This is a genomic window from Enterococcus sp. AZ089 (genome assembly GCF_050547225.1).
Taxonomy (GTDB): domain Bacteria; phylum Bacillota; class Bacilli; order Lactobacillales; family Enterococcaceae; genus Enterococcus_D; species Enterococcus_D entomosocium.
In genome coordinates, this window is record NZ_CP172954.1 from 881907 (window position 1) to 897483 (window position 15577).

A 15577-nucleotide genomic window follows, 5' to 3' on the forward strand; every position below is an offset into this window, starting at 1 on the left:
TACCATAAAAACGTACCAATATTAGGAGGGATCTACATGAGATATACGAACGGAAATTACGAAGCTTTTGCAAGAAGCAGAAAACCGAAAGATGTCGAAAAGAAAGAAGCCTATATTGTTGGTGGTGGATTAGCAGGACTTGCTGCGGCAGTCTTCTTGATCCGTGACGGCCATATGGCGGGTGAGAAAATCCACGTCCTTGAAGAACTTTCTTTATCAGGCGGTTCATTAGACGGAAAATTCATTCCCCATGATGGATTTGTGACCCGCGGCGGTCGAGAAATGGAAAATCATTTTGAGTGTCTGTGGGATTTATTTCGCTCGATTCCGTCTTTGGAGGTGGAAGATGCTTCGGTGTTAGATGAGTTTTACTGGTTGGATCACGATGATCCAAATTCGTCTAACTGTCGGATCATCCACAATCGCGGCCAACGAGCAGCAGATGATGGAGAATTTACCTTGTCTGCTACAGCACAAAAAGAATTGACTCAATTATTTATGACTTCAGAAGATCAATTGATCGGGAAAAAAATCGAAGATGTTTTTGGCGAAGAATTCTTTGAATCCAATTTTTGGCTATACTGGTGTACGATGTTCGCCTTTGAAAAATGGCATTCGGCGATTGAAATGCGGCGCTATGTGTTGCGTTTTGTGCATCATATCGATGGCTTGCCTGATTTTACCGCGTTAAAATTTACCCGTTACAACCAATATGAGTCATTGGTCAAACCACTACTTGCTTATTTGGAAGAACAAGGAGTCGACTTCCAATATGAATGCACAGTCAGCAATATCGATGTTCGGATCGTGGGCGAGGAAAAAGTTGCTCAAAAACTTGTGCTAGAAAAAGCGGGGGCAATCGAAGAAATTCCTTTGTCAGAAGATGACTTGGTCTTTGTTACCAACGGATCGATCACTGAAAGTTCCACGCAAGGGGACCATTATACTCCAGCGCCTATCTCAAAAGCACCTGGTGGTAGCTGGCGTTTATGGAAAAACTTGGCGGCGCAATCGCCTGAGTTTGGTCATCCAGAAGTCTTTTATGAAAACTTACCTGAAGAAAGCTGGTTTGTTTCGGCAACTGTCACTTGGCAAAATTTTGATGTTGAACCTTATTTAGAAAAATTGACCCATCGCAAGTTGCGAACAGGCAGAATCGTCACTGGCGGGATCATCACCATCAAAGATTCCAATTGGATGATGAGCTTTGCGACCCATCGCCAACCGCACTTTAAAGAACAAAAAGACCAACAAACGATCACATGGGTGTATGGATTGTTGTCAAATACGCCAGGAAACTACATCAAAAAACCAATTGAACAATGTTCGGGACAAGAAATCGTGCAAGAACTGCTTTACCATTTAGGCGTGCCGGAAGCAGAAATCCAACGCATTTCAAAAGAATCAAGTGTGGCAGTTCCGGTTTACATGCCGTTTATCACTTCCTACTTCATGCTGCGTGAGCCAGGGGATCGGCCATTGGTTATTCCAAATGGCTCCAAAAACTTAGCTTTTATCGGTAATTTCGCAGAGACTGAAAGAGACACTGTTTTTACAACAGAGTATTCCGTTCGGACTGCAATGGAGGCTGTTTATCAGCTATTAGATGTGGAACGCGGGGTACCAGAAGTGTTTGCTTCCGCTTATGATCTGCGTACCTTGGCCAAAGCTGTCTATTATCTGACCGATAAGAAAAAAATCACGGAAATGGAGCTACCATTTATCGAACGGAAACTATTGGAAGGATTCGTTAAGAAAACCGAACATACCTACATTGGCGATCTGTTGAAAGAAAACCATTTGATTTAATTAAAACACAACGACGGCGAGGCGAAAGAAACTGCTCGTGGTCGTTGCGTTTTTTCATTTACTTTTTAGTGTTGTTTAGACGAATCCTTATTCCTCAGATAAAATCCGTACTTGGATCTCTGTCAAATAAGCTTGCTCGTTGCTAAGGGTCGTTTCATGGATCGATCGTTCATAGAAGTAGTCATCGATTTTCCATTGGTGCGCTGCAATCAGCTGCTTGAGTTTTTGATAGAACTGCTTCAATCCTTCGTCATCCCCCTGATAAATGGTGGTTAAATAGCAACCTGCTGGTTTCACGAAGGAAGCTCGTTGTGGTTCTTCTTGCCGCACATAAACGTAGTCGATGTCCTGCGTATTGTCTTTGTTCGTCCGAATCATAAAACCGTATTCGTTATTCGAGAAAAGATAAGGCTGTGCCATCAAAAGGTCGTAGGCTTGGGTGATCATCTCTGGGATGCTGCTGCCGTTTAATCTAGGACTAAGGGAGAAATACTCCTCTGGCTGTTCCTTCAAGGTGAAGGGGGAAGTTTTTTCTGCAGCCAGACGCAAGTCCGCTGCTTTTCGTTCGATGATTTTTTGGATGTTGGACAACTGCTGAATTTTTTCATCGATGGTTTGCCGCTTGGCTTCCAATAAGTTTCTCATGGTCTCGGCATCCCCCTGCAACGCTGTTTGAATCTCTTTTAAGGGCATCGATAATTCTTTCAATGACAGGATCAATCCGAGATCCAAAAGTTGATCAAGGGAATAATACCGGTACCCGTTCTCGTCTTTGCTGTTTGGTTGAAATAGCCCAATCTCGTCATAATAGTGGAGTGTCCGAGGATTGATTCGCGCTAAGCGTGCCATTTCCGATACTTTTAATTTGGTTTTCATGGCGCTCCTCCTTGACTTTACAGTTACTGTAAACTTTATACTAAAGATAGTCAACTACTGGGAGGAAGATAGAATGAATAAACAAGTAACATATCGACCATTTAAACGAGAAGATCTGCCTGCGCTTGTGCAAGTAATTATTGATAGCTGGAACTACGACAAGCAATTTGACCAGAAGACCGCCAAACACTTTGCTCATGTCTTTTTGTGTTATGAACTTGCCCGTGCTACCTATTCACGTGTGGCTCTTTTAAATGGTGAAGCTGTCGGTATCTTATTAGCAGACAGTAAAAGAGGGAAGAAGCTTCATCCAATGCGCTATTGGGGGAAAACGATGTGGCATGCTGGCTGCTTAGTGCTTTCTAATCAAGGGAGAAACACGCTGCTGCATTATGCCAAAGAGGTGGCTGAGTTAAATCAAGCGATGTTGAAAGACTTACAAATTCCTTTTCAGACCGAAGTTGGTTTGTTTGCCGTTAGTCCCAAAACACAAGGATTGGGTGTAGGCAAGCAACTCTTTACTTCCTTCTTAGCGATGGTCCAGCATGATAAAACAGCTCCGTTTTTCCTTTATACCGATACCACTTGTAATTACGGTTTTTATGAGCATATGGGCTTGAAGCGGGCAGCTGCTGTGAAACGCTGGATCAAAAAGCCGATCAAGAAGGAAATCGAGTTTTATATCTATACTTCCTAAGAGTGCAGCGATGCACTCTTTTTTTCATTGGCTAGTATGGTAAACTGGAAGCAAAGAAGGACAAGAAAGCTGTTTTCGTTTTATGGAAACGGCGCTTGTTTTGGTCGAAAGCGATGGATCAATTCGCTTTCGTAAAAAGGATGGGAATGGGAAAGGATGGTTTATTTGGAAAAAAAGCAGATTGGGTTTATTTTAAGTGATATCGATGGGACGATCTTGGATCATAAACATCAAATCGATCCGGTTTTGATTGAAGAAATCAAACGGTTGAAGCAGCAAGCGATTCCTTTTGTTTTGGCTTCCGCTCGCTCCCCGAAAGGAATGCTACCGATAGCTGAAGAATTAGAGATAGAAGACTGGCCCTTGGCTTGCTACAACGGTGCCCTGATTGGACGGTACGATCATACGGGTACGCTTGTACCAATATTTAGTCATGAGGTCAAAAAAGCAGAAGCAAAGACTTTGGTTGCTCGCATCAAAGCTGATTTTCCTGCCGTTTCCATCAATGTCTACTCTGGTGATCAGTGGTATTGCGAAAGAGTGGATCAGTGGGCACAGGCAGAAGCGGCGATTACCAAAGAGACCCCTTTGGAAACTTCATTGGAACAACTGTTGGCACAAGAAGCTTTTGAGGTACATAAGTTTCTTTTGATCGGCACAACGGCAGAAATCCAAGCGCTTCATGCTGCCTGCCAGAACGCTGACTTTTTAGAAAGCGCCTTTTATTTATCCAAAGAGAATTATTTGGAAGTCACTCATCAAGCTGTGGGAAAAGATAAGGCGCTAAATGAATTAGCGGCCTATTTCCAAGTGCCGCTGGCGCAAACCTTAGCGATCGGCGATAATTTTAATGACCTGCCAATGATTGCTTCAGCCGGTATCGGTGTTGCGATGGAGAATGCGCCCGATTTGGTCAAAGCAAAAGCTGATTTTGTGACGGCTAGCAATACAGACCATGGGGTTGCTGATGCATTGCGGCGATTTGTCACAGAATAAATAAAAAAACTAGGTTTTTTGAACAAATTGATTGACTTTCATTTCTACTCTCCTTAAACTTTTAGCTATACCTAAAAAGGTAAGTGTTTGTTGGAAAGAAGGAGAAAAATGAATAAGAAGATCGAGAAGACATTGACCAAATTTGCCGAGCCGTTGGGGCTCTCAGTTGATACTTCCACCGGGGTGATTTATGGAACGTATCATAGTTATAAACTTTTTTTAGTTCAAGAGAATAACAATAGTTATTCTCTTGTGGCTCATTTTTCCCTTAGCAAAGAGGGGGAACTTCCGAACCAAGAAGAAGTCAAAGAAGTTTTAAGTGAGTCAAAAGAGATCACCGACTGTGTGATCCAAGGATATCAAGTTGCCTATACATTACGCGGAGCGATGACTGCAGGGAAAACTGTGGACAAGATCCGTACTGCGTTGGACCAATTGACGAATTTCTTGAAGACGAAAGCTTACCAAAATGCTTGTACCTTCTGCGGAACGATCACTGAGCCGGTTTCGCTGTATGCTATTAGCGGCACTCCCGTCATTGCGTGTGAAGCTTGCTTTAAGAAACAACAAGAAGCGGTCCTTGCACAAGAACGGGAAAAAGGGCAGAAAAAAGAAAATTGGCTAGCTGGAACAGTGGGCGCGTTTCTTGGTTCACTGATTGGTGCCGGCGCAATTATTTTATTAGGACAACTGGGATATGTAGCTGCATTGTCTGGAATCGCAATGGCGATCTGTGCCATCAAAGGGTATGAATTATTAGGTGGAAAACTCAGTACAAAAGGTATTATTAGTAGTATCATCGTCATGATCATTATGGTCTATGTCGGGAATCGTATCGACTGGTCGATCAGTGTAGCGAATTATTACACAGACGTTGATGTCTTCTACGCTTTCCGTATTTTACCTGATTTGATTCGTGAAGGGTATTTGGAAGCGAGTCAATATTACGGGAACTTAGGTCTGGTCTATCTCTTTACGGCGATTGGGGCTATTCCAACTATTATCGCTGCGGTACGAGAGGGGAAAGTGACGCGTCAAAGCTATAAAATGGAGTAATCCACTTTTCTATCCAAAGATAAAAAAACGCAAAGCGCGATCTCTTTCGCTTTGTGTTTTTTGTTTTTGTGTCATAAATAATAACATGCAGTGTTAACATAAAAAATAAATAATAATAAAATGAGAAAAATAGCTTGCTTTTATAATTAATATTTATTAAAATCTTATTTACATTCAGAGTTTTGTAATAATTCTGAAAATTTTGGATTTTCATAAGGGGTAGGTAAGATGAAGAAAAAATGGGGATATGGTGTCATCGCTGTTTGTGGAATCGTATTAGCAGGTTGCTCAACAGGAGGGACATCAAGTACAGGTGAAAGTTCAAGTGGTAGTGGGACAGCAGCTGCCGAACAAATTTTTAATGTTGTGGTTCAACAAGAAATGCCTAGTGCTGATCTATCCTTAGCCACCGATACGATCAGTTTCAGTGCTTTAAATAATGTGTATGAAGGGTTGTACCGCTTAGATGCTGATAGTAAGCCCGAACCAGCAGGTGCCGCCGAATTAGCGGAAGTCAGTGAAGATGGTCTGACCTATAAATTGAAATTACGTGAAGATGCCAAATGGTCAAATGGAGAACCAGTAACAGCAGCGGATTATGTCTTTGGCTGGCAACGCACCGTAAGTGCGGAAACAGGTTCTGAATATGCGTACTTATTTGCGCCCGTAACCAATGCCGAAGCGATAACAGCAGGTGAAAAAGATGCCTCAGAATTGGGGATCAAAGCAGTCAGCGACTATGAATTAGAAATCACGCTGACGACACCTACGCCATACTTCCAATACTTATTGGCATTTCCATCCTTCTTCCCACAAAGCCAAGCAGTCGTAGAAGACAACGGCGATCAATATGCTTCAACAAGCGACAATGCCGTTTACAATGGACCGTTTGTGTTAGCTGGCTTTGATGGTCCAGGAACCGATACAGAATGGTCATATGAAAAGAACGACCAATATTGGGATAAAGATACGGTGAAACTTGATACGATCAATGTCAGTGTCGTAAAAGAATCATCGACCTCTTTGAATCTATTCCAGGATGGGCAAGCGGACGACGTCATCTTAACAGGAGAATTGGCGCAGCAAATGGCCAATGATGAAGCGTTTGTGTCAGAACCATTAGCCCGTACTTCCTATATCGAGTTGAATCAGCGAGAAGAAGATTCGCCATTTCGCAATGAGGATCTGCGTAAAGCAATCTCTTATGCCATCGATCGTGATGCATTAGTGACATCGATTTTAGGTGATGGTTCATTGGCTTCCACAGGATTGATACCAAAAGGAATGACCTTTAACCCAACTGATAATACTGATTTTGTCGATGAAGCGGAAAGTGTCATTGAATACGATCAAGAAAAAGCCAAAGAACATTGGGAAAAAGCCAAAGAGGCTTTGGGAATCGATTCTTTAAGTTTTGAAATTTTGGCCTCTGACACAGACTCAACCAAAAAAGCCATTGAATATATTCAAAGTGCGATTCAAGATACGCTTGATGGGGTGAAAGTTAGCCTAAGTCCAGTACCTTTCTCCGTTCGCCTTGATCGTTCAAACTCAGGTGATTTTGATGTCGTTATGGGTGGCTGGGGTGCTGACTATGCGGATGCCAGCAGTTTTACAGATCTATTTGTAACCGATAATTCATACAACCGAGGTCGTTGGACAAGCGATGAGTACGATGCAGCAGTGAAATCATCTGCCACGACAAATGCTGGCAATCCAGATGCCCGCTGGCAAGATTTGTTGGATGCAGAGAAAATCATCATGGATCAACAAGGGGTTATCCCTGTGTACCAAAACGTTGAAGCTCATTTACGTGCACCAAAAGTAAAAGGGGTCGTTTCTCACGGTGCCGGTGCGCAATACGATTACAAGTGGGCAGTTATTGAAGAATAAGCGCCTAAAGAAGAAGCTGGTTTTGCGTAAGCAAGCCAGTTTTTTTCTTGTGCTTTGTTCTTACTTACACAATGTTAGTAATGAGAGCGGATGCAATTGTTTATAAAAAAACAAAAAAAAGTTGACAAGGATCAATGATCAACTTGTCAACCTCGTTTTTTCTTCATCTATTTCACAGAAATCCAGTGAAAGATTATTCGCTAACTGTTACGTCGCCTGTTACAGAAGCGCCATCTTCGTCAAGTGTTGCTGAATCTTGGAATTCTTTTGAAGTGAATGTTACGTTACCTTCAACTTTTGCACCGTTCAATACAAAGCCGTTTGCATTCACTTCAACGTCACCTTTGATTACACCGTGAACGATGTTGAAGTTTTCTGAGTTAACGATCAATTTAGGAACAGTTACTGTGTACTCAGCTGTTACGTTGCGGTCTTCATCTTGTGAGTACAATGCAAATTTACGGTAGATATCAGCTGAGTCATCGCCTTTATCATGGAATTCGCCATCAACGGTTACATCGTTATCAAATGTCATGTCAGCAGTTACAGCAACGATCCAGTTACCATCTGCACCCAATGCTTTTTCAATGACTGAAGTTTGGTCACTGATAGAAGCAGTTGAAACAACATCATCTGATGATTCAGTTGATGCAGCAGTTGAAGCTGCTGTTGATGATGAGCTTGCAGCTGTGTCGTTATCTGAACTACATGCAGCTAAAAGAGTGCCTCCCATAAGCAATGATGCAGCGATTAAAGTGATTTTAGTTTTTTTCATGTTTCCTTCTCCTTTGTATTCCCATAGTTTTCTTAAAAACAAAATGATTATACCATACCGAAGTGAAGTTTGTGAAACAAAAAACATAAATGAGGAGAAATTTAATAAATATCAGCCTAGGATTAAAAAAATTTCAAAGAAACTAGGAATAAATGCGTGACGCTTACGAATGAATGAGACATCTCATTCACAAAGAACCCTCCATTATGGAGGAAATGCACTTCTTCTATAATGGAGGGTCATTACTACATTCGCTTTCGATCAGTCAACTGCTTGAACTTCGATACGATCAAATCCATGATGAACTGATACATAAAGGCATGGGTTTGGAAATGGGTTTGATGAGGGAAGATGATGGCTTCTTGGACAAAGGGAAGTTCCGAGATCTGTGGGTTGGCGGTGATCACAATGACTTTGGCTTTGGTTCGATCAAAGAAATCTTTTCGAGGCGTTCCATTTCGAATTTGTTGCTTGGTCAGGTAGTCACCGGAATTGGTAAAAATAATAAAAAGCGATTCTTCATCGGCAGATTTGATGATTTCTTCTTGTACGAGATCGTCTTGGAAGGTCCGAATGAACTTGCCGTTGTAAGCTAGTTTGATCTGGAAATCAATAGCAGCCGATTCTGAGAATAATATTCCAAAAGCAAAGACATTTTTATGCGAAACAATTGCTTGTGCGACCCGTTCGATGGCTGGCAGATCAAGATGATGCCGCAGATAATCGATGTCTTGTATCACTGCGTCAAAATAGGAGTCTACGCCTTCTTGCTCCAAAGCAGACAAAATATTCGAGCGATAATTTAGCGGATTGTTGAAGCGGTTCTCGATGAAAGCTGCGTTGTCTTTTAAATCACCATAGTCATCAAAGCCTAAGGTACGGGCGAATTTTGAAACGGTTGACTTTGACACATGGCAAAGAGCGGCGAATTCACCAATACTTAGAGTTTGGATCTGATCGTAATAGTTGATCATGGTCAAACCGATATAGTAGTTGGTGGAATCAGTGGGTGCATTATTTAAAAGATTCAATAAACGAATGATTAAGAGGCCCATTTTCTTTCCTTTCTTGTAAGCAGTTTCCAAATTGCGAACTTTCGCAGGTGAGAGAAAAAAATCTGCTATAGTAACGCCATAAAGCGCTTTATAAATCAAACACGGGAGTGAGTCATTTGGCAAAAGATTATTCAAAACTTGCTAGTGAAATTATAGCACAGGTCGGTGGGGAACAAAATATCGTTAGCCTGTATCATTGCATCACTAGATTGCGTTTTAAGTTGAAAGATGTCGAGTTGGCACGAAAAAATAAGAACAAAATCCAGCAGCTTGATGGGGTATTGTCAGTCATTGAAGGAAATGGCCAGTTTCAAGTCGTGATCGGGAATCATGTGGCAGATGTTTTTCAAACGATCATGAGCAAGTATTCGATCCAAAACGCTTTGGAAAGTGATGGAGATGCCGAAGAATCAACAGAAAAACAAGGCAATGTATTTATCCGATTCTTCAATGTATTGTCTGCGATCTTTAATCCAATCATTGTTGCGCTTGCAGGGGCAGGGATGTTGAAAGCTTTACTAGTTGTTTTTACGACCTATCATTTGATGGACGCAGAAGGAAGCACCTATAAAATATTAGCTGCTGCTGGCAATAGTGTCTTTTATTTCTTGCCTTTATTTTTAGCGATCAGTGCAGCGCGGATTTTCAAAGTCAATATGTTTATTGCTTTAGCAATCGTTGGGGCGTTGCTGGAGCCGAATTTTACAGCAATGGTGACGGAAAACGGTGTGACGGTTGATTTCTTTGGCATCCCAGCTGTGCTGATGGGGTATTCGGGTACCGTGATTCCAGCGATCGTTTCGATCTATATCTACTCGCACTTGGAACGCCTACTCAAACGGATCATTCCTAAGAGTATCGAGATTTTTGCTCTATCGCTAGTGGCTCTTTTGATCATGGTGCCTCTGACCGTTTTGATCATTGGACCGGTCGGTGTAATGCTTGGGGACGGTTTAGGCAATGCCATGAACTTTATCAGCGATAAGAGTGGGCTGTTGGCTGGCTTGTTGATCGGTGGCGGTTGGACATTCTTAGTAATGATCGGGATCCATTGGGGAGTTGTACCGATCATGGTCAATAACCTAGCGGTATATGGCTATGATACGCTGCGCCCGATGATCGCAGCAGCAACATTTGCGAGTGCTGGGGTTGCTTTAGGTGTATTTTTACGCTCTCGCAGAAAAGAAACCAAAGGCCTGGCGCTATCTTCCTTGCTTCCAGCATTGCTTGGAGGAATTACAGAGCCCATCGTCTATGGACTTTCGGTAAAATTTAAAAAGCCGTTGATTGCTCAAACCATCGTTGGTGCCATTGCTGGTGCGTTTATGGGCATGATGCAAACCAAGGCCATCGTCTATGTTTTTCCAGCATTGACGACATTGCCAGCTTTCTTTGGGGACACCTTTGTGTACTATTTGATCGGCATTGCCTTTGCGTTCTTCGGTACTGCTATTTTGACCTATGTATTAGGATTTGAAGAAACGCTAGAACCTGTTTTAGAAGATGGTGCAGGGCTGCAAGTGATGACACCAGTTGCTGGTGAAGCGATCACGCTTGATGATGTCAAAGATGAAGTATTTTCTTCTCGAGCAATGGGAGATGGATTAGCCGTTTATCCATCAGCCGGCGATATTTATGCGCCACTTACTGGTACGGTTGTGACAGTGTTTCCAACTGGACATGCTTTTGGGATCCAATCAGCTGCTGGGACGGAAGTGTTGGTTCATATCGGCTTAGACACGGTTGATTTAGCAAAAGGCGTGTTTGAGATTTCGGTGAGACAAGGGGATCAAGTCGTGAAGGGGCAAAAAATTGGCACCTTTGACTTAGCAAAAATTATTGAAAAAGGATATGATCCGACAACCATGTTGGTCTTTACCAGTGTGATCAAAGAAGATGCATTGACAGTTGTGGATCAAGCGAAAAAAGACGTTACCGCATTGGTAGCAAATGATTTATTAAAAGGAGCGATTTCATGAGTGTATTTCCAAAAAATTTCCTATGGGGCGGCGCAATCGCCGCAAATCAAGCCGAAGGAGCTTATTTGGAAGGAGGAAAAGGATTAAGCGTAGCAGATATTTTACCAGTTGGTGAAAAACGTATTGAGCAAGTTTCACTGCAGCTTGAAGAGGAAAACTTTTATCCGAGCCATGAAGCCATCGACTTTTATCATCGGTACCCAGAAGACATTGAACTGTTTGCGGAAATGGGCTTGAAGTGTTTGCGTACCTCAATTGCTTGGAGTCGCATTTTTCCGAATGGGGATGAGACGGAACCGAATGAAGCAGGTTTACAATTTTATGATGATTTATTTGATGCCTTGAATGAAAAAGGGATCCAACCAGTTGTTACGTTAGCTCACTTTGAGACACCACTGCATTTGGTAACGAAATATGGTGGTTGGCAAAATCGTGCACTGATCGATTTTTTTGATCGGTATACAAAAGTGGTTTTTGCACGCTATAAAGGGAAAGTGAAATATTGGATGACTTTTAATGAAATCAACCATACCCATACGATCCCTTTACTCGCAGCAGGTATCGATGTGTTTTCTTTCGAGACTGAAGAAGAAAAATTACAGGCACTTTATCAAGCGAGTCATAATATGTTTGTTGCAAGTGCCAAAGCAGTTCTGAATGGGAAGGCAGTAGATGAAAACAATCAGATGGGCTGTATGCTGTCACTGAGTCCGATTTATCCTGCAACGTGCAACCCGCAAGATGTTTTTGAATCGTATCAACTGCGCCGTCGTTCTTTGTTTTATAGTGATGTGCAATTGCGAGGAGCGTATCCTGAATACTTCGACCGCATCGTGAAGGATAATCATCTGTTGCTGGACATTACAGAAGAAGATCTAGCGATCATTAAAGCGGGGACCTGCGATTATTTAGGCTTTAGTTTTTACCGCAGCTCATTGCATGAAGCGGGCATGAAAATTTTAGGCAATACTGGCGGATTATTGGGGAAAAAGAATCCTTACCTAAAAGAAACTGCTTGGGGATGGCCGATCGATCCGTTGGCATTACGTTATGTTTGCAGCGAATTGACTGATCGTTATCAAAAACCATTATTTATCGTTGAAAACGGAATTGGTTTAAAGGATGTTGTCAATGAAGATGGATCGATCGTCGATGAAGAACGGATGGCTTATTTGAAAGACCATGTAAAGGCAATGGCGGAATCGATCAAAGATGGCGCAACGATTCTAGGCTATACATGGTGGGGACCGATCGATATCGTTTCTGCGGGGACAGGAGAGATGGAAAAACGATACGGCTTTATCTATGTCGATAAGCAAAATGATGGTAGCGGAGATCTTTCCCGCAAGAAAAAAGCTAGTTTTGCGTATTATCAGCAAGTGATCGCCACGAATGGGGAAGCGTTGGCGTACGAATCATTTTTGAAAGGCGGCAAGTAAAATGAAAAGTTATTTTCCAAAAGATTTCCTCTGGGGGGGAGCAACAGCTGCCAACCAAGTTGAAGGAGGCTCTGGGATCGATGGAAAAGGCTTGTCGGTTTCTGATGTCTATCTGTTCGATTCCTCAATGCCGAAAGAACGTTGGACTGACCAATGGCATATGATGACTCATCAGCAAGTTGCAGAAGCACAGGATCCTAACAGCACGAAATACTATCCGAAAAGACAGGGCATCGATTTTTATCATCAGTTTAAAGAAGATATTCGCTTATTTGCTGAGATGGGCTTCAAAGCCTATCGGATGTCAATTGCTTGGACACGGATCTTTCCAAAGGGGAATGAGGTAGAGCCAAACGAAGCTGGATTGGCATTTTACGACGCAGTCTTTGATGAATGTTTGAAGTATGGGATTGAACCAGTGGTATCACTATCCCATTATGAGATGCCTTTGTATTTAGTGACTGAGTATGGAGGATGGCCGAATCGGCAAGTGATCGACTTTTATGTCCGTTTTGCCAAGACGGTGATTGAGCGATACCAAAAGAAAGTCAAATACTGGGTGACTTTTAATGAAATCAACTGTGTCAAACACCATCCATATGTTAGTGTTGGGATCATTGAAGAAGGCCATCCTAATATTGAACAAGAAAAGTACCAAGGGGCGCACCATCAATTTGTCGCCAGCGCAATCGTGACTGACTATTGCCATCGATTGATTCCCGATGCCAAGGTCGGCTGTATGATCAGCTATCAATTATTAACGCCGTACAGCTGTGATCCAGATGATGTCCAAAAAACAGTCGAAAGTCAACGAACCTCACTCTTTTTCAGTGATGTGCAGGCAAGAGGCTATTATCCAGCATATGCCAACCGCATGTTTGAAGAAAAAGGAGTGGAATTGGTGATCGAACCAGGAGACTTAGAAGTCATCCGGGAAAACCCTGTGGATTTTGTTTCCTTTAGTTACTATATGTCCAGTGCAGTCAGCGCGCATCCAGAACGATTGGAAAGTGCTGTCGGGAATTTGATTACTGGTGGGATAAAAAACCCCTATTTGCCAAGCAGTAAATGGGGCTGGCAGATCGATCCCAAAGGGTTGCGAACAGCATTGAATCAACTCTATGACCGCTACCAAAAACCTTTGTTTATTGCCGAAAACGGTTTGGGAGCAGAGGATGTCGTAAACGAAGATGGCACCATCGATGATTTTTATCGAATCGACTATCTGCGTCAGCATATTGAACAAATCAATGAAGCGTTACATGATGGCGTCGAGGTCTTTGGCTATACGGCATGGGGCTGCATCGATATCATCAGTGCTTCGACCTCACAAATGTCGAAACGCTATGGTTTTATCTACGTCGACCAAGACGATGAAGGCAATGGCACAAAGAAACGCATCAAGAAAGCATCTTTTGATTGGTACAAAAAAGTAATTGCTTCAAACGGCGCAACTCTTTGATTTTTGATTCTTCCAGATAAAGCAATTCCTAGGCTTAATCATAAGATTTCATAACAATTTCGCTTATTATCAAGAAAAAAGCCCAAATTTATTTGCTATTTTATTTTAACCGTGCTATGATGAATAGGTAAAGTTCTGATATGTTAATACTTGTTTATCTTTTCTATTGATACACACTTCAATTACACATCATTTTCTATTACAAACAAATAAACACAGTCGATGTGTAATATGGAGGTATACGTTTATGAATAACGGTACAGTAAAATGGTTTAATGCAGATAAAGGTTTTGGATTTATTACAGGTGAAGACGGCAATGATGTATTTGCTCACTTCTCAGCTATCCAAGGCGACGGCTTCAAAACTTTAGAAGAAGGTCAAGCAGTGACTTTCGACGTTGAAGAAGGCCAACGCGGCTTACAAGCAACAAACATCGTTAAAGGTTAATTGACGTTAACAAGCGAGAATCCATTGGGTTCTCGCTTTTTTTGTTTTATTTTATATAAATATTGAAATGGATCGGGTGTTGATGATCTGCTACAAGAGAATAGTTGCAGGTTTTGAGGACCTGACATGGTAAATAGTACATCTTTGATTTCACTATTCAACTAGCCCTAAGCGTCGCGGTTTACTTACCTATGATTTCTCATTCGATGATAAGCGTATAAAAAGAAAGAGGGGCTGTATACCGTATTCAATAAATTAATAAAGTGGTTGAATAGGTTTAGTGGCGTTGCTACCATTAAAAGCAATGATTACTAGTGATTCAAATGGCATGACTCATGTGAATGGAATAAAGAAACAGGTAAAGCGAAACATGCTACGATTCAATATATGGTACCCCGTACTTATACAAGAGTAATCGATGTGAAAGATCGATATTTCTTATTCGTTTCATCGATATTGTCTTGAATGAATTGTAAAAGTAGAATATATTGGTACAAATTAGCTGCTTTTTTTATTGGAGATGGGAACAAAGATGATTACATTTCGAGGGGGATTTATATGAAGCCAAAAGAAATACTTTGCCAATGGGTTGATGCGTTTAATCAGGCAGATGTAGAAATTATTTCAGAATTATATGATGAGAATGCAATAAACCACCAGGTTGCTAATGAGCCAGTTGTTGGGAAACAAGCGATCAAGCAGATGTTTGAGCAAGATTTTTCTAACGCAAAAATGGTTTGTATCGTTGAGAACATTTTCGAAGATGGACAATGGGCAATTTTAGAGTGGCGTGACCCCTTAGGTTTGAGAGGTTGCGGTTTTTTTCAAATAGTAAATGATAAAATTTTATTTCAAAGAGGCTACTGGGATAAATTATCTTTCTTAAAACAGCACGACTTGCCTATTGAATAAAAGGAATTCCCTTATAGGAATGGTTAGCAGATATGCATGACAGGAAGGTTAATCGCTTCACGTAGAATTCTTAAAGGAGCAACACTGTTTGAAAACAATACCTTTTGTTTTAAGTAATGATTAAGAATAAGTTAGTTTACTTCCGTCGGCGCCTAGTTGCGTGGTATAGTTATTGATAAG

At 41.7% G+C, this 15577-nt stretch carries 13 protein-coding genes; 10 read left to right on the forward strand and 3 right to left on the reverse strand.

Features of this window, described 5'->3' with window-relative positions:
- The first annotated feature begins 36 nt into the window (after positions 1 to 36).
- A complete protein-coding gene (locus tag IGJ01_RS04030) occupies positions 37 to 1809 on the forward strand; it encodes an oleate hydratase (RefSeq protein WP_008377255.1) in 1773 nt (590 codons plus the stop codon).
- An 87-nt stretch (positions 1810 to 1896) separates the two neighbouring features.
- On the opposite strand, the gene IGJ01_RS04035 is transcribed toward IGJ01_RS04030, so the two are convergent.
- Positions 1897 to 2685, reverse strand: a complete 789-nt coding sequence (locus tag IGJ01_RS04035) for a MerR family transcriptional regulator (protein WP_430601442.1) — start codon at positions 2683 to 2685, stop codon at positions 1897 to 1899.
- 73 nt (positions 2686 to 2758) lie between these two features.
- On the opposite strand from IGJ01_RS04035, the gene IGJ01_RS04040 reads away from it, so the two are divergent.
- From IGJ01_RS04040 to IGJ01_RS04055, 4 genes are all read left to right on the forward strand, one after another.
- Positions 2759 to 3382 (forward strand): GNAT family N-acetyltransferase, encoded by a 624-nt coding sequence (locus IGJ01_RS04040; RefSeq protein ID WP_034878738.1) that lies wholly within the window; start codon positions 2759 to 2761, stop codon positions 3380 to 3382.
- A gap of 156 nt (positions 3383 to 3538) precedes the next feature.
- A complete protein-coding gene (locus tag IGJ01_RS04045) occupies positions 3539 to 4378 on the forward strand; it encodes a Cof-type HAD-IIB family hydrolase (RefSeq protein ID WP_005237353.1) in 840 nt (279 codons plus the stop codon).
- 108 nt (positions 4379 to 4486) lie between these two features.
- Positions 4487 to 5434, forward strand: a complete 948-nt coding sequence (locus tag IGJ01_RS04050; RefSeq protein WP_005237351.1) for a hypothetical protein — start codon at positions 4487 to 4489, stop codon at positions 5432 to 5434.
- Between the two features lie 228 nt (positions 5435 to 5662).
- Positions 5663 to 7327, forward strand: coding sequence for a peptide ABC transporter substrate-binding protein (locus IGJ01_RS04055; RefSeq protein WP_005237349.1), 1665 nt, complete (start codon positions 5663 to 5665; stop codon positions 7325 to 7327).
- 193 nt (positions 7328 to 7520) lie between these two features.
- Here IGJ01_RS04055 and IGJ01_RS04060 read toward each other — a convergent pair whose 3' ends face one another.
- Both IGJ01_RS04060 and IGJ01_RS04065 read right to left on the reverse strand, forming a co-directional pair.
- Entirely contained in the window at positions 7521 to 8102 is a 582-nt protein-coding gene (locus IGJ01_RS04060; protein ID WP_005237347.1) for a polymer-forming cytoskeletal protein, read from the reverse strand.
- A 245-nt stretch (positions 8103 to 8347) separates the two neighbouring features.
- Positions 8348 to 9157 (reverse strand): MurR/RpiR family transcriptional regulator, encoded by an 810-nt coding sequence (locus tag IGJ01_RS04065; RefSeq protein ID WP_008377267.1) that lies wholly within the window; start codon positions 9155 to 9157, stop codon positions 8348 to 8350.
- 107 nt (positions 9158 to 9264) lie between these two features.
- Here IGJ01_RS04065 and IGJ01_RS04070 point away from each other — a divergent pair, with 107 nt between their 5' ends.
- From IGJ01_RS04070 to IGJ01_RS04090, 5 genes are all read left to right on the forward strand, one after another.
- Entirely contained in the window at positions 9265 to 11136 is a 1872-nt protein-coding gene (locus IGJ01_RS04070; protein WP_016620633.1) for a beta-glucoside-specific PTS transporter subunit IIABC, read from the forward strand.
- Positions 11133 to 12575 carry a glycoside hydrolase family 1 protein gene (locus tag IGJ01_RS04075; RefSeq protein WP_016620634.1) on the forward strand — a complete coding sequence of 481 codons (1443 nt, stop codon included), beginning with the start codon at positions 11133 to 11135 and terminating at the stop codon, positions 12573 to 12575. The genes IGJ01_RS04070 and IGJ01_RS04075 overlap by 4 nt, the downstream gene beginning before the upstream one ends.
- A gap of 1 nt (position 12576) precedes the next feature.
- The gene (locus tag IGJ01_RS04080; protein ID WP_086332108.1) at positions 12577 to 14037 is read left to right on the forward strand and encodes a glycoside hydrolase family 1 protein; all 1461 of its coding nucleotides are present in this window, start codon (positions 12577 to 12579) and stop codon (positions 14035 to 14037) included.
- A gap of 247 nt (positions 14038 to 14284) precedes the next feature.
- Positions 14285 to 14485, forward strand: coding sequence for a cold-shock protein (locus tag IGJ01_RS04085; protein WP_005225331.1), 201 nt, complete (start codon positions 14285 to 14287; stop codon positions 14483 to 14485).
- A 558-nt stretch (positions 14486 to 15043) separates the two neighbouring features.
- The gene (locus IGJ01_RS04090) at positions 15044 to 15397 is read left to right on the forward strand and encodes a nuclear transport factor 2 family protein (protein WP_087664402.1); all 354 of its coding nucleotides are present in this window, start codon (positions 15044 to 15046) and stop codon (positions 15395 to 15397) included.
- The last annotated feature ends 180 nt before the right edge of the window (positions 15398 to 15577 follow it).